Consider the following 20,686-nt stretch of genomic DNA (forward strand, 5'->3'; position numbering starts at 1 on the left):
TCATACCATGTTAAGCATTCAACATTTATCTAAATTTTTCGGAAAGAACCAAGTTTTAACCGATATCAATGTAACCGTTCATAAAGGTGATTTTGTGACCATCATGGGGCCGTCAGGCTGCGGAAAAACGACCTTTCTTTACCAAATCAGTGGTTTAGACAGAATCGAGCACGGAGATGTTTCCCTTAATAATCAGTCACTCAGCCAGTTATCTGACAACCAGTTAAGTCAATTGCGTTTAGAAAACATGGGGTTTGTTTTTCAGAAAAATCAATTTCTCAGCAATCTCTCCCTTATTGACAATATCGTTTTGCCAGCTCTCCAGCTAAAAAAAGAAGCCAAAAAAGAGATTTACCAACATGCCTATGACTTACTCGAAACGATGGCAATAGCAGATTTGGCAGATATGGATATCCGCCAAGTATCGGGCGGTCAGCTCCAGCGTGCCAGTATCTGTCGGGCGCTTATTAATCAGCCTGACATCATATTTGCGGACGAACCAACAGGAGCACTCAATTCCCAAATGAGCCTAGAAGTTATGAGTATTTTCCAAAAACTAAACCAAGAAGGAAGGACCATCATCCTCATCACCCATGACAGCCATGTAGCCTCCTATGGAAAACGCTGCCTGTTCATGAAAGACGGCCAGATCATTTCTGAAATCATAAAGGAGGAAACAGAAGATTTCCTACTGAATATTGAACACGAAGCGAAAAAATTAGGAATATAAGACCAGTCCTTGATAAAAACCAGCCACATAAAAGAAATTTATGTGGCTGGTTTTAGTCATGACTCGAAAAGTTTGGGTATTAATCGTTTCGAGTATTTGTTATAACTTCTTTCCGAAAAACTGTAATTTTCTTGAAAAACATATACAGGCGTGATATACTACTATCTGGATAAAAACGATTAAAAAACAAAGGAAAACGAACTTTATGAAACGTCAACGCTTATTAGAAAAAATCGAAGAATTAAAGGCTCTTATGCCATGGTATGTTCTGGAATACTATCAATCCAAATTAGCTGTTCCTTACAGTCTGACGACTTTATATGAATATCTCAAGGAATACCGTCGTTTTTTTGAATGGCTGATAGATGCTGACATTGTTCAGACTGATAAGCTTGCTGACATTCCGCTAGAGATTCTAGAGAAATTAACTAAAAAAGATATGGAATCCTTTATCCTTTACTTGCGCGAACGTCCGTCACTCAATACCTATTCGACCAAAAACGGGGTGTCACAGACCACTATCAACCGTACTTTATCGGCCCTCTCCAGTCTCTATAAATATCTGACTGAGGAGGTTGAAAATGATCAGGGTGAGCCTTATTTCTACCGTAATGTTATGAAAAAAGTCTCCACTAAAAAGAAAAAAGAAACACTTGCTGCCAGGGCGGAAAATATCAAACAGAAGCTCTTCTTAGGTGATGAAACCATGGAATTTTTGGATTATGTCGACAAAGATTATGAAGGCAAGCTTTCCAATCGGGCCAAATCATCTTTCCGAAAAAATAAGGAACGTGATCTAGCTATTATCGCCCTGCTGCTGGCTTCTGGTGTGCGTTTGTCAGAAGCTGTCAATCTTGATCTGAAAGATATCAACCTCAATATGATGGTTATTGAAGTCACTCGTAAGGGTGGTAAGCGAGATTCCGTCAATGTTGCTGGCTTTGCCAAATCTTATTTAGAGGATTATCTAAGAATCCGAAAAAATCGTTACAAGGCCGAAAAACAAGATGTTGCCCTCTTTCTTTCTGAATATCGCGGGGTTCCTAACCGTATCGATGCCTCCAGTATCGAAAAGATGGTGGCTAAGTATTCCGAAGATTTCAAAGTTCGTGTGACTCCCCACAAGCTCCGTCACACGCTAGCAACCCGCCTCTATGATGCCACCAAATCCCAAGTACTCGTCAGTCACCAACTCGGTCATGCTTCGACTCAGGTTACCGACCTTTACACCCATATCGTCAATGACGAGCAAAAAAATGCTCTAGATAATCTATAAAACTTACGTATTATTAATTATGTAAAAATAATAGAATTTAACCAAGCACCTAATTTACCTCACCTATAATTTACTAAGAGGGTGAGGTTTTTATGTCTTTCTGATTAACTAGAAAACTAAGCATGTGTTCAGTGATAGAAATTCTTTATCGCAGAGATTGAAAATTAGAATAACCGAATCTGTTGAATTTATAAGATAGGCGAACTATAATTTACTCATTCATTGAAAACATCTATGTCATTGTTAAAAGCTGTTTAGCAATGACTTTACCTATTATTATAAAGGAGGTCACTCTATGACAGAAAATGCTTTAGCAGGGTTGATCGTGGGGCTTGGTGTCATCATTTTAACCGTCTTGGCTTATTTGCATCGTAGAAAGACAGGATTTACAGCACTTGTTTTCACTGCCTTGATTGCCGGAACAATTTTTGGACTACTGCTGCAGCTAAGTCTAGGTTCTGATCATCCGGCCCTTTCAACAGCACTCGATTGGTTAGGTATCGTGGGCAATGGTTATGTCAGTCTCCTAAAGATGCTGATTATCCCTTTGGTTTTCATCTCTCTCGTCAGCGCTTTTACCCAATTAGAAATCGCGCAAAATATTAAAAAAATTGCGGGAACAACCTTAACTGTTTTGTTAGGGACGACTGCTGTTGCCTCTTTGATTGGCTACCTTTCGACCATCTCATTTAGGTTACAGGGGGCTAATTTTTCAGGGGTTGCTGATAAAGCGGCTTTGGCCAATATTCAGGAACATCAAGATGAACTCACAGGCCTGACACTGCCTCAGCAAATTGTAAATTTCCTACCAAGCAATATCTTTGCTGATTTTTCGGAAACACGTGCAACAAGTACTATTGCTGTTGTTATCTTTGCTATTTTTGTAGGTGTCGCCTATCTAGCTGTCAGAAAATCAGATCCAGAGAGTGCTGAGGTTTTTGCTAAACTCATCAAAAGTCTGCAATTGATCATTAATCGTATCGTTAAGCTAGTCCTTTCGCTAACACCGTATGGTATTTTTGCACTTATTACAAATGCAAGTGCAGTTAATTCTATAAAAACGATTGGACGGCTAGGTATCTTTATCGTTGCAGTCTACGTCGCTTTAGTTGTCGTACTCTTGGTTCATACCATTTTATTGCTAGTCCATGGTGTTAACCCTATTGTGTATTACAAAAAAGCTTGGCCTGCTTTAATATTTGCCTTTAGCTCGCGAACCAGTGCAGGTACACTTCCTTTAAATGTTAAAATCCAAACAGAGTCTCTCGGAGTTGACTCGACCATCGCAAACTTCGCTGCTAGTTTCGGATTAACCATCGGTCAAAATGGTTGTGCTGGTGTTTATCCTTCGATGGTGGCGACGATTATCGCACCAGCTATTGGAATCAATGTTTTTTCATGGCAGTTTATCCTGACTCTTATTTTAATCGATGTGATTGCTTCCTTTGGTGTCGCAGGGGTCGGCGGCGGAGCTTTGTTTACAACCTTGATTGTTCTTGGAACCTTAAACTTACCGGTAGCAACTTTAGGTATTTTGATTGCCATTGATCCAATTGTTGATATGGGTCGCACTCTAGTAAATGTCAATGACAGTATCTTGGCAGGTGTCATCACAGCCAAACGTACAGATCAACTGAATGAAACTCTGCTAAGAGACATTAATATTACTGTCTCCAGTGCTTTATAACTTTCGGCCACACAGGAATAAGGTGATTTTTCATTTAATTGACTTAGAAATGAAGCCTATTAATCAATAGCCAGCTAGAGAATCCTTGCTCTAGCTGGCTATTTCTATGTATCTTGGTTAGCGATTATCAATTGTTTCTGGATACAGATCGTGATTCATGAGACGGTAATTCGCCATTTCTTCATACTTGGTATCTGGCCGCCCATAATTAAAATATGGGTCAATGGAAATACCACCGCGCGGGGTGAATTTCCCCCAAACTTCAAGATAACGCGGTTTGAGGAGATTAATCAAGTCTTTACCAATAGTATTGATACAATTTTCATGGAAGTCACCATGATTGCGATAAGAAAATAGGTAGAGTTTCAGTGATTTAGACTCTACACAGAGTTCATCTGGAATGTAAGACAGATAAATAGTTGCAAAATCAGGCTGCCCAGTAATGGGACAAAGTGAAGTGAACTCTGGGCAGTTAAACTTGATAAAGTAGTCATTTTCTTGATGACGATTTTGGAAGGATTCCAGAATACTTGGGTCATAATCAAAAACATAAGGAATCTGCTGATTGCCCAGCAGAGTTAGGTCTTTGGTTTCTTCGGATTTCTTTGTCATGCTGCTGCTTCTTTCTGTTTGATATTTTGTTAATTAATGATGATGGTACTTGGCCGTTCTACTTCTCAGCTATTAGGCTGGTTTGAAAGGCAAACTCCAAGAGCTTCTAAACCCCTCTTTGGTTGTCATAGACTAAGGTGTGGAGTTGGGGCAGAACTCGGACGTTTCCCCAACTATCATCCTTGGCAACCTTGTCCCAAAGAGCGTGCAGGCGATCCAATTGATGGCGGACAATATCTCCCTCGGCCTTGGGTTCAGGATTGCCAACTGATAGATAAAGGACATCAGGCTGGTAGCGGACTTGGATTTTTTTGGCGAAAGCTAAATCTTCATCGTTAAAGATGGGAATTTTGTAAGTTACTTTTGCAGGATCCAGCCTTCCCACAATAAAGTCCAAGGTTTCCATATTAACGTCCATCTTGCTGGAAGGTGGTTTGGGACTAAGGGTAACTTGGTCGATATCTAGGAGCCAATCCTGCCAGCGAGATCCTTGAGTTTCAACAGCTAGGGTGACACCGCGATCTTTGAGCTTAGTAACTAATTCGGCCATATTAGCTGCCTGAAGGCAGGGATTGCCTCCCGAAAGGGTGACATAGTCATAGGTTCCCAGCTTGTCTAGCTCGGCGATGACTTGGTCGCTGGTCATACGGGTAGGCTTCTCTGAACCATCCCAGGTAAAGGCAGAATCACACCAATCACAATGGTAGTCACAGCCGCCTGTCCGAATAAACATGGTCTTTTGGCCAATAGCACGTCCTTCTCCTTGGAAGGTTGGGCCAAAAATTTCTAAGATGGGGAGCTTGAGATCGCGTTTTTTTCTCATGCTCATGCTAGGTCCCATTCCTTTCTAAACTCAGCATAAGAGCTAGGGGTTTCATAGAGCCGAACGGATTCTATCTGGAGGCCACGCTGGTCAGGGAGGTGAGTTTCTACTGTCTTATAAATCCAATAGACCATATTTTCTGCCGTCGTATTCATATAAGGCAGGCTTTCGTTGAGATAGCGGTGATCCAGTTGAGGTTCTAAATGCTCCTTGTAGATAGCCTTGAGGTCACCGAAATCATAGACCATGCCCCGCTCGTCTAGCATTCCACTGACAGCGATTTGTAAACGGTAGGTGTGACCGTGGAGGGATTTACACTTGCCTTCATACTGAAAGAGATGGTGGGCAGCATCGAAGGTAAATTCTTTGGAAACCAGTACTCTTTTCGGGGTGTAGATTAGAGATTTATTGGGGATTTCCTTCTTGATTTCTTTAGGAGCAAAAAACATTAGTCTTCACCTCTTCTTGCCAAATAGGTATCTAAGCCGTGCTGACGGAGTTTGCAGGCAGGACACTCTCCGCAGCCGGCCCCCATAACTCCATTGTAGCATGTTAGGGTTTTGTCTTTTACGTAGTCAAAAGCGCCTAACTGATCAGCCAATGCCCAGGTTTCTGCCTTATCTAACCACATCAAAGGTGTTTGAATTACAAAATCATAATCCATGGCTAAATTGAGAGTGACATTAAGGGATTTGACAAAAGCATCGCGGCAATCAGGGTAGCCTGAAAAGTCGGTTTCGCAGACGCCCGTCACAATATCGGTAATGTCCTTTTGTTTTGCAAGGACAGCCGCAAAAGAGAGAAAAAGGTGGTTGCGGCCATCAACAAAAGTATTAGGGACTTCTCCTTCTGAGGCTTCGATTTCTATATCAGATGTCAAGGCGTTATTGGTTATCTGGCCCAAAAGAGACATGTCAAGAATGTGATGGCTGATTTTTAAGTCTTTAGCAATTCCCTTAGCGACTTCAACTTCTTGACTGTGACGTTGACCGTAGGCAAAGGTTACGGCTTCAACATGGTCATAGTGCTTGAGCGCCCAAAAAAGACAAGTGGTGGAATCCTGACCGCCAGAAAAGACGACTAGGGCGGATTTACGTTTCATATTTTTTCCTCCAAGTGTATGGCTGCAAAAGAAAAAGCCCTTACCAAACGGTAAAAGCCACTAAAATAACGCTTTGTTAGGTTTTTTTTAGTGATGGCTTTTCCCAAACATCAGTATTTATGCTTCTTTATCTTAGCATGTTGTCAGTTTTAATTCAAGTTTTTCTTATGACTCTCTCGTGCATGAGTTGAATGAGGTAAGCATTTTGATACAAGTTTACCCAGCAATTCCAATGTTGATGCGTAAAAAAGTCAGACTTTCGTCCGACTTTTTTCTTATTCCTAGCGACGATCTTTACGAGAACGACGTCCGACTGGTTTTGGTACTTCTAGATAGTCGTCATCGTCACTTGTTTCAGTAACCTTGTCACCTCTTCTTCTAGGAAGATCTTCTAATTCAGTATCAACTGCTGTACTATCTTTACCAGAGTCACCTTCTTCGTCATGCTCATGTCTCAATTCAGTTGAAACGTGACGACGTCTAGGTCGACTAGCTTCTTTTTCTTCCCGTTCCGAACTCCGATGGCGAGGTGCTTCTTCCTCATCTTCTTCATGGCGATGGCGTCTATGATTGGAGCTGTTATTTACTCTGCGCCCGCTTTCTTCCTGATTGTTCTTTGTCGCTTTGAAGAAATGGATCAAAAGTCCTAGGAAGAAAACGATTTGTAGTACTAACCAAATTGCAAAGATAAAGATAAGTTTTTGCACTGGGCTATCAAGCGATGCTAACTTACCTGTTTTATTGGTAAAGTGGACCCCAATCTGGGTTGCCAATTCCTGAATATGCCAAGCTTCAATAATCAACCAAACAAATAAAGCTAGAGAAACTAACAAAGCTAAGATAACGAGTATTCGCTGTAAAATATTTTTCGTACGATTTGACATAATCTGTCCAACTTTCTTAGAAAATCTTCTATCATTATAACACGATTAAGCCTATTAGGAAAGGGGTTACAGAGATTGACTGGCCTTCTGCTCCTCTTTGGCTTGCTTATGATACACGTGATTTCTAATCAGCTTATAGATTGTTGCAGCTGTTGGGACAGCAATCAGCATACCTAGGATGCCCCAGAGAGAGGCGCCGATGGTAATGACCAAGATAACCCACATGGGTGGCAGACCGATTGAATGGCCAACAACACGGGGATAAATCAAGTTGCCTTCAAACTGTTGCAGGATAACAAGGAAAACAACAAAGAAGATTGCTTTAGGAATGGATAGGGTCATAATCAAGATAGCACCGATTGAGAGACCGATATAGGCTCCGACGACGGGGATAAGGGCCGTAAAACCGACTAAAATACCAACCGTTCCAGCGTATGGAATTTTGAAAATTAGCATGCCCAAGGCACAGAGACTTCCCAAAATCATAGCTTCTAAAGTTTGGCCGACGAAGAAACCATGGAAACTCTCATGGGTAATCCGTCTGACATAGTGGAACTTTTCTTCGTACTTGGGCAAATAGGCATGGACCAGCATGTTTCCCTGACGGCCCAATTTTTCTTTACCTGCCAAAACATAGATTGAAAAGACGAGGCTAATAAAGAGGGAAATGAGGCCTGAAGCTAGACTCGTTGCTGATGTCAGGAGACCGCTAAGAATCCCAATCACAGTTGTTGAAATCTGTTTATTGTACTTATTTAGCAAGCTTGAAGCACTTTTATTCAAATCAATATGGAAATAGTGCATCAGTCGCTGAACATTGGAATCCTTCTGGACATGATTGAAAAATTTACCTAAGCCTTCAAAATCGATTGTTAGCAGCGCTTTTAAACTAGTGATGAGATCTGGTAAGACAATTGAGAAAATCAGGAAAATGGCAATGACAAACGTTAAATAGGACAGGATTAAACTGATGGCTCTTTTTCCTGGAATATCACGGCCCAGAATTTTCTTCAACAGATGCTCATAGCCTGACATGACAATGTTGATGATATAGGCCATTCCGGCACCGGCTAAAAAGGGGAGGCTGGCTCGATAAATCGTCAGGAGGATTCTCTGCCCCAGCGACCAATAAGTAATGGTGGCATAGATTAATGCTATCACAAGAAAGAGATAGCCAAAATGTCTCTTGGTTAATTTCATAGGTCTTATTATAGCTCAAAAAGTTAGTGAGCTCAAGCAGACCTTATAATCTAGCCGTAAAAAAAGTCAGCCTCGATAGGCTGAACTCTTGTGCTAGTGATTGTTTTGTCTTGTTAACAATAGAATTGATTTGAAATAAATAAAGTTTTTTTCTTAGAGAGACAACTTGGATAGATCTTCTAAAGCGCGCTCCGCAATAGCTTCATAACGCTCCTTCTTATCACGAATCCGCGGTCCATCAAGTTCCTTGATGATACCGAAATTGACATTCATAGGCTGGAAATGCTTGCTATCGGTGTGAGTCACATAGTGCGGAAGGCTTCCAATAGCCGTCGTCTCCGGGAAGATCAGAGGTTCTTCTCCCCTAAGTAGACGAGCCGCATTGACCCCAGCCACTAATCCAGAAGCTGCTGACTCGACATAACCTTCGACTCCTGTCATCTGACCAGCAAAGAAGAGATTAGGATTTTTGCGGGACTGGAAGGTTTGAGTTAAAAAGTTAGGTGAATCCATGTAAGAATTGCGGTGCATAACTCCGTAGCGAACAAACTCAGCATTTTCCAGTCCTGGAATCATCTGGAATACACGTTTTTGTTCACCCCATTTGAGATGGGTCTGGAAACCAACGATATTGTAGAGACTGCCCGCTGCATTGTCCTGACGGAGCTGAACAACAGCATAAGGTGTCTTGAAGTCACCATCGCGTGGTCCCTGATAGTCGTCTGGATACTCTAGACCTACTGGTTTCATCGGTCCATAGAGCATGGTTTTAATGCCTCTTTTTGCCATAACCTCAATCGGCATACAGCCCTCAAAGTATTTTTCTTTTTCAAACTCATTGAGAGGCGCTTCTTCAGCATTGACCAAAGCCTCATAGAAATCCATGAACTCTTGCTTGGTCATCGGACAGTTGAGATAGGCAGCCTCACCCTTGTCATAGCGAGACTTGAGATAGACCTTGCTCATATCAACTGTACTGATATCAACAATTGGGGCTGCTGCATCATAGAAATAAAAGCCTTCTCCACCATTGAAGGCATGGATTTTCTCAGCCAGTGCATCTGAGGTCAAAGGACCTGTTGCAACTACGGTGATCGCATCATCAGGAATATCTGTGATTTCTCCACGAATGACTTCAATCAGAGGATGATTTTCCAGTTCAGCAGTAACACTTTCTGCATAGCCCTCGCGGTCCACTGCCATAGCGCCTCCAGCTGGTACACGGTGGGCTTCGCCATTACGCATAATAATGGAATCCAAGCGGCGCATTTCTTCTTTGAGCAGGCCGACCGCATTGGTCAAGCTATCTCCACGGAAGGAATTAGAACAAACCAGCTCAGCAAAATTGCTTGTCTTATGCTGGGGTGTTGGCTTAACACCACGCATTTCATATAATTTAACAGGGATGCCACATTTGGCAATTTGATAAGCTGCTTCTGAACCTGCCAAGCCCGCTCCGATAACATTGATGTAAGATTGAGACAAAACTAATACCTCTTTGCTAGGGATTCCTAGCTCAAATCTTTCTAAAAAATATAGCTTAAGTATATCAAAAAAAGCTTATTTAAGCGAGTCAGCTCACTAAACTCAACTCTATCAAAGAGTAACTTAAAAAGAGAGTGGGGACAAAAATCGGTAAATCGTAATGACATTACGATTTCGATTTCTCTCCACTCTCGTATTTTTAGGTGTTCGACCTGAAACGGTCTCCCAGACCGTTTCACTCCCACCTCCGCATAGTTGATTACTATTGACATGAACTGACGTTCATGGAATTCCTCCAACAGTTTCCCAAACTGTTGGAGCTGTCACTTGCATGGTAGTTAAACAGTCCAGTGGACTGTTTAAGGGGTCGCCTGAAAATGAGAATGCGACCCAAGATAAGGACCTCCAATCAACCACTGCGGCAAACTGCTATATCTTAAATAAATTAAATGAGGCAGGACTTTTGTCCCAGCCTCTTGATAAGTTTTACAAACTAACCTTTTATCTCATAGATACTATTAAATAGTTGCTTTTGGTATTTGTTCTTGACGATAAGATATAAGATAATTTCTATGATGGTACACACACCATAGCAGATAAGAGACAGTTCAGTATAAGACGTTAGGGTGACCCGATTGATAATGATAACAAAGAGCCAAGATATTCCGAGGGCGATTGCAAATGGCGCTAGAAACAGCCACCTAAGCGTACTTGCTGTAACAGCTTTTAAACGTGATTGGCTTAGGCCAATCTTCATCATGATGCTGTACTTCTTACTTTCTTCCTCTAGAGCAGAATAGAGTCTTGAGTAGATAATGCTGGCCATTCCGATTAAAAAGGAGACGCATAAAATACTGCCGACATAAGAGACTAACTTTCTGGTTAAACTTTCATTGTCATAATACATATAATACGATATCAAGGTCTCTTTTCCTTTTTTAAATCCGATCGCTTTCTCCAGCTCTGCCATTTTTCCTGCCTTATCCTCTTGATAGTGGACTTGGTCAAAGGCATAGATGGTGTCTTTGTTTAATTTCTGGGACAGCTCTTCGTATTTTTTATCGGAGATAACGGTAACACTTGTAAAATAGCCTGATAAGGCAATCACTCTCTTATCTAAGCCACTTTTCTTTGTGATGTGATAGCTTGATAATTTTTCTTTAACATTATCTGTTAAAACTGGCTCTGCTTTACCATCAACTCCGACCAGAAAATAGCTGTCGTCTGTAAGGTTAAGCTTCTCTCTATGCAAAAAGTTAGCGATGTCATTGTACATAGTATTCGATAAGATAATATGTCTGGTTGTTCTAAGATTACTTTTTAGCTGGGCATAGTCAATAGTCAGCTGCTTAAAATCATCCGTTTCTGCTAATTTTTTAGAAAGGGTATCTGCCTTTTTAGCGCCCTCTGCTTGATTTTCCCAATTAGCGTACATATAAGAGTACGGGACTACTTTTTTTGTGTCCTGCGCAATATTTCTAGGCGCTCCAACGATATAAACGAGAGAAGTTAAGACGATACTAAATAAAATCATAACGCCGGTCATCGTTTTGATATTCGTATTGATTTTGTATTTAAAATCACTCACCATCACCAAGTTCTGCTTGTTGTACAGCCGTCCGCTCTTTTTCATGACAGAGGCATAGACGGTAAAGATAAGATAGCAGATAAAGTAGGTGCTACTCATATAAGATAATAAATCTAATACATAGATAAAAATTGACGGTGTGTCACCAGAGATTAAATGCAAGTATACCGTTAGAGGAACAACTAATATAACGGCTAGCAAGGACAGGATAAAATGATTTTTTTCCGTCACTTCTTCTTTTTTTAGAAGATCGATGATTTTTTTCTTTCTCAGAATGACTGGAGCAAGCAGGGCTATAACTAAGAATAAGCTTCCCATGAGCACTAAGGTTAGTAAGACTGCCACCAGTGGAAAATAAAAGTGAAGGTCTAATCTGCCTATCATTTGTTGCGCTAGCATCAAGAAGAGCTTAGAAAAAATAATTCCCATGACAATCCCTGAAAACATGGCTGACGTTGACAGGATCATATTTTCAAGGAAAATCAGCTTACTAAATTGTTTCTTGCTGGTTCCGATAATATTTAAGATGGCAAATTGCTTGCTTCGGATTTTCAAAAAATTGCCTACTGAATACAGAATCAGAACAAAGGCAAAAGCTACGGAGACGATACGCGTTAGAAATAAGACGAGCCCAATCGTACCCCTTGAATCCACAATGGCTAAGGCTGGATGCTGGGCCAAGGTTGTGAAGAGAAAGAAGATAAAGACAGAAAAAGTACAACTTAGGAAATGGTATAAATAGGTTCTAAAGTCCCTTTTTATATTATTTAGTGCAAAATCAAATAGCGTCACTGTCATCACCTCCAAGCAGGCTCATCGTATTCAAAATTTCTTTTCTATAGATGTCATCGTTATTTCTGTTAATGATTTCCATATAAATATTGCCATCTTTTATGATATAAGTCTTATCACAGTAAGCTGCAATATTGGGGTCATGAGTTACCATGATAATCGTTACCTTCATGGACTCATTTAACTTTTTAAAAAGCTTCATCACATCTCGTGCTGATTTCGAATCTAAATTTCCGGTAGGTTCATCTGCCAGTAAAATTGATGGATTGTTTATGACTGCTCTGGCGATAGCAACCCGCTGCGCCTGTCCTCCTGAAATTTCATAAGTCCTTTTATTGAGCAAATGGGAAATGCCTAAAAATTCGCTGATGTGTTTAAGCTTTGTACTCATGCTATCCAAGGGCACATTATCCAAGGTCAGTGGCAGAATAATATTTTCTCCCACTGTCAAAGTGTTGATAAGGTTAAACTGCTGAAAAACAAAACCCAACTCTTTTCTTCTGAAAGTTGATAGCTGTTCATCATTCATGTCATAAGGATTGCGTCCAGCAATGAAAACAGAACCTCCCGTGGGTTTATCAATGGTTGATATGGCATTTAAAAAGGTACTTTTCCCGCTTCCGCTGGGACCCATGATGGCGATAAACTCTCCTTCTGCCACCTCCATATTGATGTCGTTTAAGGCTTTGAAAGAGACCTTTCCCTTGTATGTTTTTTCTAAATTTGAAACTGTTAGTATCATGTTGTGCTTCCTTTCAAAATGATTTTAAACGAGGTTGAGACAAAAGTTCTCGGCCTTATTTATTTTGGCAATTTTAGATGCAAGGCGCAGTGGTTGACTGGTGGTCCTTATCTCGGGGCGCACTCCTATTTTCAGGCGCCCCCTTAAACAGTCCACTGGACTGTTTAACTACCACGCAAGTGATAGCAGCCAACCTAATCAACTGTGCGGAGGTGAGACAACGAAATCAAATTCTTTGAATTATTGATTCCTGTCACACTCTTATTCATCTTTTACAAGTATAGTTTACCAAGTATGAACCCAAACAAAAATCCGGTAACATGACAGAACCTTACAGTTTTGTCACGTTATCGGATAGGATCCCTAAAATCTCACTGTTATTGTGGTTCCTTCATCTACTTTGGAATCTACCTCTACATCATGTCCCAAATGCTCGACAACTCTTTTGACAATATAGAGACCAATGCCACTGGAATCAGCTGTATTTCTTCCATTTTTTCCTACGTAAAATAAGTCAAAAATATTTTTTAAGTCAGCCCTTTCTATTCCTGTGCCATCATCCATAATGGACAAGAGAACCTTATCTTCTTCTCTTTTTGCTCTAATTGTCACTGTTTGCCCTTTATGACTGTACTTTATGGCATTTGTCAGAAGTTGGTGGATAACCAATTTCAGCCATTTGGAATCGGAATAAACATAAATAGTATCATCAATGTCTAGTTTAGGATAAATCTGCGATGCGATAAAATAATCTTTCAATCCATTGATCGTATCCCGGCAGAGTTCTTTTAAGAATACCTTTTCGGAGACAAAATCATTCTTAAAGTCATCTAGCCGATAGATGTCTAACATCTGATTTAAGTCATACTCAATCGTACTGATGTTTCTGCGTATTTTTTGATAATGCACTGTATCATGCAGATTTTCACTAGTCAGTCTTAATACCGACAGCGGAGTTTTTATTTGGTGTACAAATCGGTAGATCATTACCTTTTGTAACTTTTTATCTTGCTTCTGCTCTATTTCCCTTAGATTATTGTTCATAATCAAGTTATCTACCATCAAATTAAAACTTTCTTCAAATGAGCTTCTAGGCTTTTGAATTAAATAGTCACTTAAACTATCGCTTTTCAGTAATAATTTTTCATATACCCGCCCTCTTTTATAAAATCTAATGATAAATAAAATGAGTAAGATCACAAAGACTAAAAAGCTGAAATAGAAAATCTCTTCAAGCCAGATTCCTTTAAGATAAAACAACAGTCCAAAGAAAACAACTTGAGTTAAAAAACTCATGAAAAATAAAGGAGCACAGTCTGCAATGAATAATTTTAGGACACTTTTACGCTTCATATTCCACCTTATAGCCCATGCCTCTCACGGTTGTGACTTTTAATTGCGAGTTTAAGTCAGCCAACTTTTTTCTAACCCTGCTAATCGTTACATTTAGCGTATTTTCTTCTACGAAAAGCTCGTTATCCCAGATGCCAGATAGCAACTTTTCACGGCTAATCACGTTTGGATAACTGTCAAACAAAAGCTCTATTAAAGTAGCTTCATTTTTAGATAAATCCACTTGATGTTCTTGGCACATCAAGGTAAATCTGAGTTTGTTAAAGGTGCAATCCCCGCAGATTACTTCAGTCTCATTATGAGCATATTCACCATAGGTCCGTCGTAGCTGTGAGTTGACCTTGGCGAGCAGTAGGTCATGTGAAAAAGGCTTGATTAGATAATCATCCCCTCCGCTCATAATAGCTCTGACTTGGTCAGTATCTTCTGATCTTGCGGACATAAAAATGATAGGAGCTTTGGTTATTTTTCTAATCTCATTACACCAATAAAAGCCATCGTAATAAGGAATGTTAATGTCCAGCAAAACCAGATGCGGGACATATTCCTTAATAAATTGATCAACATGCTTAAAGTCTTTACAAATAGATACTTCAAAATCATACCTAATCAGGTGTTCTTTGATACTTGTTGCCAAATCTGAATCATCTTCGATCATTCCTATTTTAAACACCATATAGCTCTCCTTAAATCATTAGTTATACCCACATGTTGTTAGCTTAACCATTTTAAATGTTTTAGGGCTTTTCGTATGCGGTTTTCATGAGTTTAATCTACCAGTTTCGGTTCCCAAACAAATCTATTATACAATAATTTAACCCAAATGAAATCGCTCTACTAGGGAAACCAATCGCGGGGGCTAGGTCCATACCTCCTCCCCCATCAGCTGACTACTGATCTTTGATCAATACTTTGGTATGTCTGAGAAGACAGTCGTTTTTTGTGTGGAGACTTATTGAGTAGCTATATATTCTTTAGCCTTATTTGCTGATGCACCCTACCACCTTACGATATAACTGGATTTATCTGTATCTTCTCATAATATATTTGAGCTTTGGCGTTTCGAATACTTCATCGATTCTGAATCCAAGTTTATCATAAAGCTTCTTGGCATTTTGATTGAAATCAAAAACAGTTAAGGTGATGCTTTTTATATGGTCATCCTCAAAAATTAAATTTACAAATCCGTTCAGTGCTTCTTTTCCAAGCCCCATTCCTGTTTTTTGGGGGTCTAATACGAATCTCCCTATGTGTATATTATTGCTCTTAACCTCCACTTTTTGTATCACACCTATAAATTCATCATCATTGAAGATTGAAAATATATTTGCTAATTCTTTTATCTTGTCATCATTCAATGGATAAGAAATCTGCGGTCCCATCCATTGCTCTTGGAAGTCCTTTCCCTCTTTATTAGACCACTCACATAACAGCAAAGCATGGTCTTTATTTATCCCTTCTTCAAATCTGATAGTCATCTCACACCCCCACATAAGTTCAAAATATTTGTGCTGTTATCCCCACTCTGTAGCGCTCTCACACAAACTGTTACAATCTTTTACTCACAGCATCTCTGTTCAGCTCTGCTTTACCTTCCCTGCAACTGAAAACAATTTATCCATTAGCCGATGCGCTCGAACATTTTCGAGAAAAATAAAAGGTCCAAAAAACGGTTAGTTTTACTTATAGGGTACCATAATTGAAGGATAAAAACCTTTCTTTAGTGCGCTCAAAAATAGCCCAAGCTAAAAAACTATTCCATTTTATGTCGAAAAATCAACACTTTGGAATAGTTTCTTTTACTTTAGTACCTTAGTTGACTGATATTATAAAATACCAGTGTTTTTGATTCCCGTATAAAAACATTAATGATTATCCTCTGGCGGTGTTCCGCTTCCAGGGAAGGCCGGATGATGGCCGTTGGGTAAGAGAGGAATCGTATCTTTAGGAATATCACGGCGAATTTCTGGATGAGGAGTTGTTTCTTTGGTTGCCCTTACCTTTGCCGGATGACCATCAGCTGTTGTAATGGTGTAAGTCTTTCCTTCCTTGAGGTCTTTACTCGAGTAGACAACATTATCAAAATCAACCTCAGCCTTGGTTTCGGCCACCACTTCGCCGTTTTCATCTGTAACGGTAATGGTATCACCGGCTAATCCTGAGGCAATACCAATAATATAGGCCTGCTTGGTTCCTGTTGAGAAGCCTTGGGCAAATCCCATGTGTCCAATTCCCCAGATAGTGCCGCCAGAAGCCAGACCGATACCATCGTAGTCAATGGCTGAGCTGTAATCGGTCTTAGACTGAATCTTAAGATTACCGCCAGTAACAGTTAAATTACCATTGGAGTCGATACCATCATCATAGCCAATACCATTAACATCGGCATCAGAGAGAATGATAGCAACGCTGTTTTTAATATCAGCTGGGCTGTTGGTCAACTGAGAGAGGTCGGCATCGTCTTTGGCAGTCCACTCAGTAGCATTAATCACATCATCACCGGAATCAATGGTGACAGTTCCTTTTTTCAGCTCAACATGGCGGCCTTCAATCCCTTCGGAATCAGACTTGATGATTATGGTCGTAGAGCCTTTAACGGTTACCTCGTCGTTTACTGTAATGCCTTTACTTGCGGCTGTGATATTTATGGTTGAATCTTTGATTTTGAGATCACCGGCATTGACATCAGTACTATCGCTGACTTGGATTCCATCATCACCAGCGGTAATGGTAAGGTTGGAATTTTTGATACTTACCTCTGTTTGGGCATTAATCCCATCTTTAGTTGCTGAATGAAGGTTCAGATTAATGTCCTCAGCTTTTAGGCTCTTCGCCTTGATCGCATGCGAACCTGTACTAGTCAGCGTCAGGGTACTTTTTTTCTTACCAGTGATAAAGAGTGCTCCACCTGCTTCAATCGTAGCTTTAGATGATGATAAAGAACTGTCTGAGGAAACCTTAATGCTCAAATCTTTTACAGATGAAATACTGGAATCCGTTAGATTGACAGCTTTAAGTTTCAGCTTAACCTTACCCTTTACACCGTCGGCAACAGCAATATGGTAGCCATTGGCAGAACCTGTTAAGGTATAGGTACCGGCAGTCGAAATGGTGACATTTTGGCCATCAATAGTGACACGTGATGATGAAGACTGTGCTCCAGCATCGCTGAAGATAATAGTTGATTTATCCTCATCGTCATCGTCGTCCTCCTGATCGTAGGCCACAGCAGTTTCAGATGACTCTGTCTTAAAGCTTTCATCACTTTCTTCTTCATCTTCTTCTGATTCGTCATCTTCTGGCTCATCTTCATCGGACACGGTTTGTTTACCATTAAGCAGGGCTTCTTGTTTTTCGGTCTGGTCCTTTGTTTCATTGACTGGCTGCTCTTCTGTTTGGCCAGAATCACCAGAAGAAGCACGGTCTGCAGCTGCTGTTTGTTGATTCTCTACCGTTTGTGAAAGACCATCTGGAGTAGCTGTTTCTGTGACCTTATCTTCTGGTGCAGTGGCATGATCATCGGCTGAGACAGTCTGCCCAGCTCCCAATATGACCAGCGTTCCTGCCAAGATAATCCCTGCTAAGAGACCTTTAGAGGAACGGCGTTTAATCCCGTGCCCCTTAGCGTTTGCAAAATTCTGACGGTTAAATAAATATTTTTTGTTCATACTGATTCATAAACCTCCTAAATATTGAAAAGTTGAACGTCGTCTAAATGCTACAATGTCAAGACTGTCACTGTAGGCAGTGTCCATTGTAGCAACAAATCGTAAACTTAACAAATATTTAAAGTAATCTCAGCTATTAAATCTAACGAAATTAAGACCGCCAAGTCCAGAAAAACTCGGATGGGCGGGGAAACTCACTATTAGTTAATCTAAGAGGCAATCTTGCAGTGAATAAGATAATGATTAATGGAATGGCGCACGGACTCAACTATCCAAACAACAAGAAAGCCAGACTAACTAAAAAGAACTGAAATCCCCTGCTATGAGACCTCAATTCTTCTTATAACATCAGTCAACTAGATAATTTCCCTGCAGTTTATAATTCCTATATTTTTCTCCTTGCAAGGTTAAAAATAGGATGAAAGGTCTGTTCCAGTATCGGTACTCATACCCCTTGGCGGTAAGTAAGTTTTAAAAATTTTCTTGCTCTTTCTAAATCTCTATCATAAAGAGCGATATGTCCTCACTTGATCGCAAAACTCTCTCGCTGACCAATCCAATCTAGATCAAAATTCTACAGGATTTCCTAAAATTATAAAAATCAGTAGGCATATCCCAGAATTTATGAGAGACCAAATGTAAAATAATTTCTCTCCTTTAAAATATTTTGATAACACTAGATAATTCGCTAAAAAGGCTACTGATAGCAGTGCTGAAATCCAGATTAATACGGTATTTGTATATAAAAAGTTAATTTTTAAGCAGTAATGCCCTCTGCTAATGGATAGCAGATACAAAGGAATGGCGAGTGAATTACTAATCAAAGTTAGTAAAACTCCCAATTTTATAGATTTCTTCCATCCCCTAACTTTTATGTTGAAATCCTTTTCGACCCAATTAACTGCAAAAAGTATGTTCCAAAGAAGAATAAACTCTGGTCTTATAAAAATAGCTAGATAGCTAGCTATTATAAAAATAAGGACTTGGAATAGTACTCTTTTAAAAATAATCGTCATAATTTTAAATTCCAATCGCTAAAATAGCTTAGATTATATCACGTCTCTTCAAACTTAATGTTGACACAAGAATACTAAAAAACAGATATACTGCCGCAATTAGTCGAATACTCATAATACCTTTCTTTCCAAAAAAAGCAGCAGGCCTTATCCTGCCATACTGCTTTTCCCTGCTTTAATTAAAGAGCACCTCTCCATTGCTGGCAATAACTTCCTTATACCAATTGAAGGATTTTTTCTTGTAACGCGCTAGGGTGCCGCTGCCATCGTCGTTGCGGTCCACATAGATAAAGCCGTAGCGTTTGCTGAGTTGGGCTGTGGAAGCTGAAACTAGGTCAATTGGTCCCCATGTCGTGTAGCCAAGAAGCTCTACACCATCTTTCAAGGCTTCACCGACTTGGACTAAATGCTTTTGCAGGTAGTCAATGCGGTAGTCATCTTCAACAGTTGGGCCGTTAGGGCCATCTACCAAGACATCTTTGGCGCCCAGACCGTTTTCAACGATGAAGAGCGGCAATTGATAGCGATCGTAGAAATTGTTAAGAACGAGTCGGAGACCAACTGGGTCGATTTGCCAGCCCCATTCAGACGCCTCAAGATAAGGATTGTTGATGCCTCCCATAATATTGCCGCGACCTGAGTTATAGTTTTCAGGGTCATGCGCTTGAGCGACACTCATGTAATAAGAGAAGGAAATAAAATCAACAGTATTTTTGAGAATTTCCTCGTCTTCTGGTGCAAATTGGATCTCAATACCATTTTCTTCAAAATAGCGTTTGATATAGTTTGGATATTTTCCACGCGCATGAATATCTGAAAAGAGATAATTTTGATTTTCAAAATCACGCACAGCCAACTGATCCAAAGGATTTGATGTCATAGGATAGGCTGGCATAGCCAGTACCATACAGCCAATCTTGAAGTCTGGATTAATGTCATGCCCTACTTTGGTAGCTAGGGCTGATGCCACCAATTCATGGTGGACAGCTTGATAGAGATCCTGTTTACTGAGCTCTTCAACCGGTGTGGCAATACCGCCTGACATAAATGGCGCGTGGAGAACAGAGTTGACTTCATTGAAGGTCAGCCAATATTTTACTTTATCCTTATAGCGGGTAAAGACTGTACGGACATAACGTTCGTAGAAGCCGATCAAATCACGGTTTGCCCAGCCATTATACTGGCGCGCCAAGTGCAGAGGGGTTTCATAGTGAGAAAGGGTCACTAGAGGTTCAATGCCATACTTAGCCAACTCATCAAAAACATCATCGTAAAATTGCAAGCCAGCTTCGTTGGGTTCCGTTTCATCACCATTTGGGAAAATCCTACTCCAAGCGATGGACAGACGGAAAACCTTGAAGCCCATCTCAGCAAAGAGAGCAATATCTTCCTTATAACGATGATAAAAATCGATGCCTTCCAGTTTAAGATTATTTTCGGTCGGTTGATCCGTAATCAAAGGATTGAGATCACCGTCTTTCGCAGGAATCCCACCTTGAGGGGTGACATCTTGAACGGACAATCCTTTGCCGTCCACATTATAAGCCCCTTCGAATTGGTTGGCAGCGGTTGCTCCGCCCCAGAGGAAATTCTTTGGAAAAATGTTTTTAGTCATATCCTAACACTCCTACTTTCTTGATAATTATAGTATAAATGGTTTTTTAGGAAATCTCTGGCATTATCATCGGAAAATATGATACTATCCTATGAATCTATGGTAAACTAGAT

17 protein-coding genes are annotated in these 20,686 nt (G+C 40.2%); 3 read left to right on the forward strand and 14 right to left on the reverse strand.

The annotated features are described in order from the left end of the window. Positions 1–7 precede the first annotated feature (7 nt). From ACFSN5_RS05155 to ACFSN5_RS05165, 3 genes are all read left to right on the forward strand, one after another. Entirely contained in the window at positions 8–730 is a 723-nt protein-coding gene (locus tag ACFSN5_RS05155; RefSeq protein ID WP_165211054.1) for an ABC transporter ATP-binding protein, read from the forward strand. Between the two features lie 205 nt (positions 731–935). Next, positions 936–2,006, forward strand: a complete 1,071-nt coding sequence (xerS, locus tag ACFSN5_RS05160; protein WP_165211051.1) for a tyrosine recombinase XerS — start codon at positions 936–938, stop codon at positions 2,004–2,006. A 295-nt stretch (positions 2,007–2,301) separates the two neighbouring features. Beyond that, a complete protein-coding gene (locus ACFSN5_RS05165) occupies positions 2,302–3,693 on the forward strand; it encodes a cation:dicarboxylate symporter family transporter (RefSeq protein WP_165211048.1) in 1,392 nt (463 codons plus the stop codon). 117 nt (positions 3,694–3,810) lie between these two features. On the opposite strand, the gene queF is transcribed toward ACFSN5_RS05165, so the two are convergent. From queF to ACFSN5_RS05235, 14 genes are all read right to left on the reverse strand, one after another. Next, entirely contained in the window at positions 3,811–4,305 is a 495-nt protein-coding gene (gene queF, locus ACFSN5_RS05170; RefSeq protein ID WP_165211045.1) for a preQ(1) synthase, read from the reverse strand. A gap of 106 nt (positions 4,306–4,411) precedes the next feature. Beyond that, the gene (gene queE / locus ACFSN5_RS05175; RefSeq protein WP_165211043.1) at positions 4,412–5,128 is read right to left on the reverse strand and encodes a 7-carboxy-7-deazaguanine synthase QueE; all 717 of its coding nucleotides are present in this window, start codon (positions 5,126–5,128) and stop codon (positions 4,412–4,414) included. A gap of 2 nt (positions 5,129–5,130) precedes the next feature. Then, complete coding sequence (gene queD / locus ACFSN5_RS05180; protein ID WP_165211040.1) at positions 5,131–5,577, reverse strand: 6-carboxytetrahydropterin synthase QueD; 447 nt, start codon at positions 5,575–5,577, stop codon at positions 5,131–5,133. Next, positions 5,577–6,230, reverse strand: a complete 654-nt coding sequence (gene queC / locus ACFSN5_RS05185) for a 7-cyano-7-deazaguanine synthase QueC (RefSeq protein ID WP_165211037.1) — start codon at positions 6,228–6,230, stop codon at positions 5,577–5,579. Before queC ends, queD begins: the two co-directional genes overlap by 1 nt. Positions 6,231–6,511: 281 nt before the next feature. Further along, complete coding sequence (locus ACFSN5_RS05190) at positions 6,512–7,114, reverse strand: hypothetical protein (protein ID WP_165211034.1); 603 nt, start codon at positions 7,112–7,114, stop codon at positions 6,512–6,514. Between the two features lie 66 nt (positions 7,115–7,180). Then, positions 7,181–8,314: an AI-2E family transporter gene (locus ACFSN5_RS05195; RefSeq protein ID WP_165211031.1), complete on the reverse strand. Its 1,134-nt coding sequence runs from the start codon at positions 8,312–8,314 to the stop codon at positions 7,181–7,183. A 153-nt stretch (positions 8,315–8,467) separates the two neighbouring features. Further along, complete coding sequence (gene trmFO / locus ACFSN5_RS05200) at positions 8,468–9,799, reverse strand: methylenetetrahydrofolate--tRNA-(uracil(54)-C(5))-methyltransferase (FADH(2)-oxidizing) TrmFO (RefSeq protein ID WP_165211028.1); 1,332 nt, start codon at positions 9,797–9,799, stop codon at positions 8,468–8,470. 493 nt (positions 9,800–10,292) lie between these two features. Further along, positions 10,293–12,185, reverse strand: a complete 1,893-nt coding sequence (locus ACFSN5_RS05205; RefSeq protein WP_346773311.1) for an ABC transporter permease — start codon at positions 12,183–12,185, stop codon at positions 10,293–10,295. After that, the gene (locus ACFSN5_RS05210) at positions 12,166–12,921 is read right to left on the reverse strand and encodes an ABC transporter ATP-binding protein (RefSeq protein WP_165211022.1); all 756 of its coding nucleotides are present in this window, start codon (positions 12,919–12,921) and stop codon (positions 12,166–12,168) included. Before ACFSN5_RS05210 ends, ACFSN5_RS05205 begins: the two co-directional genes overlap by 20 nt. Positions 12,922–13,284: 363 nt before the next feature. After that, the gene (locus ACFSN5_RS05215) at positions 13,285–14,274 is read right to left on the reverse strand and encodes a sensor histidine kinase (RefSeq protein ID WP_165211019.1); all 990 of its coding nucleotides are present in this window, start codon (positions 14,272–14,274) and stop codon (positions 13,285–13,287) included. Beyond that, a complete protein-coding gene (locus ACFSN5_RS05220) occupies positions 14,264–14,950 on the reverse strand; it encodes a response regulator transcription factor (protein ID WP_165211016.1) in 687 nt (228 codons plus the stop codon). Before ACFSN5_RS05220 ends, ACFSN5_RS05215 begins: the two co-directional genes overlap by 11 nt. 346 nt (positions 14,951–15,296) lie before the next feature. Further along, positions 15,297–15,752, reverse strand: a complete 456-nt coding sequence (locus tag ACFSN5_RS05225; protein ID WP_165211013.1) for a GNAT family N-acetyltransferase — start codon at positions 15,750–15,752, stop codon at positions 15,297–15,299. A 387-nt stretch (positions 15,753–16,139) separates the two neighbouring features. Continuing rightward, positions 16,140–17,942: a carbohydrate-binding domain-containing protein gene (locus tag ACFSN5_RS05230; protein ID WP_165211010.1), complete on the reverse strand. Its 1,803-nt coding sequence runs from the start codon at positions 17,940–17,942 to the stop codon at positions 16,140–16,142. Between the two features lie 1,191 nt (positions 17,943–19,133). Beyond that, positions 19,134–20,573 (reverse strand): glycoside hydrolase family 1 protein, encoded by a 1,440-nt coding sequence (locus ACFSN5_RS05235; RefSeq protein WP_165211004.1) that lies wholly within the window; start codon positions 20,571–20,573, stop codon positions 19,134–19,136. Positions 20,574–20,686 lie beyond the last annotated feature (113 nt).

Origin of the sequence: Streptococcus tangpeifui (genome assembly GCF_044503215.1) — a bacterium.
Taxonomy (GTDB): domain Bacteria; phylum Bacillota; class Bacilli; order Lactobacillales; family Streptococcaceae; genus Streptococcus; species Streptococcus tangpeifui.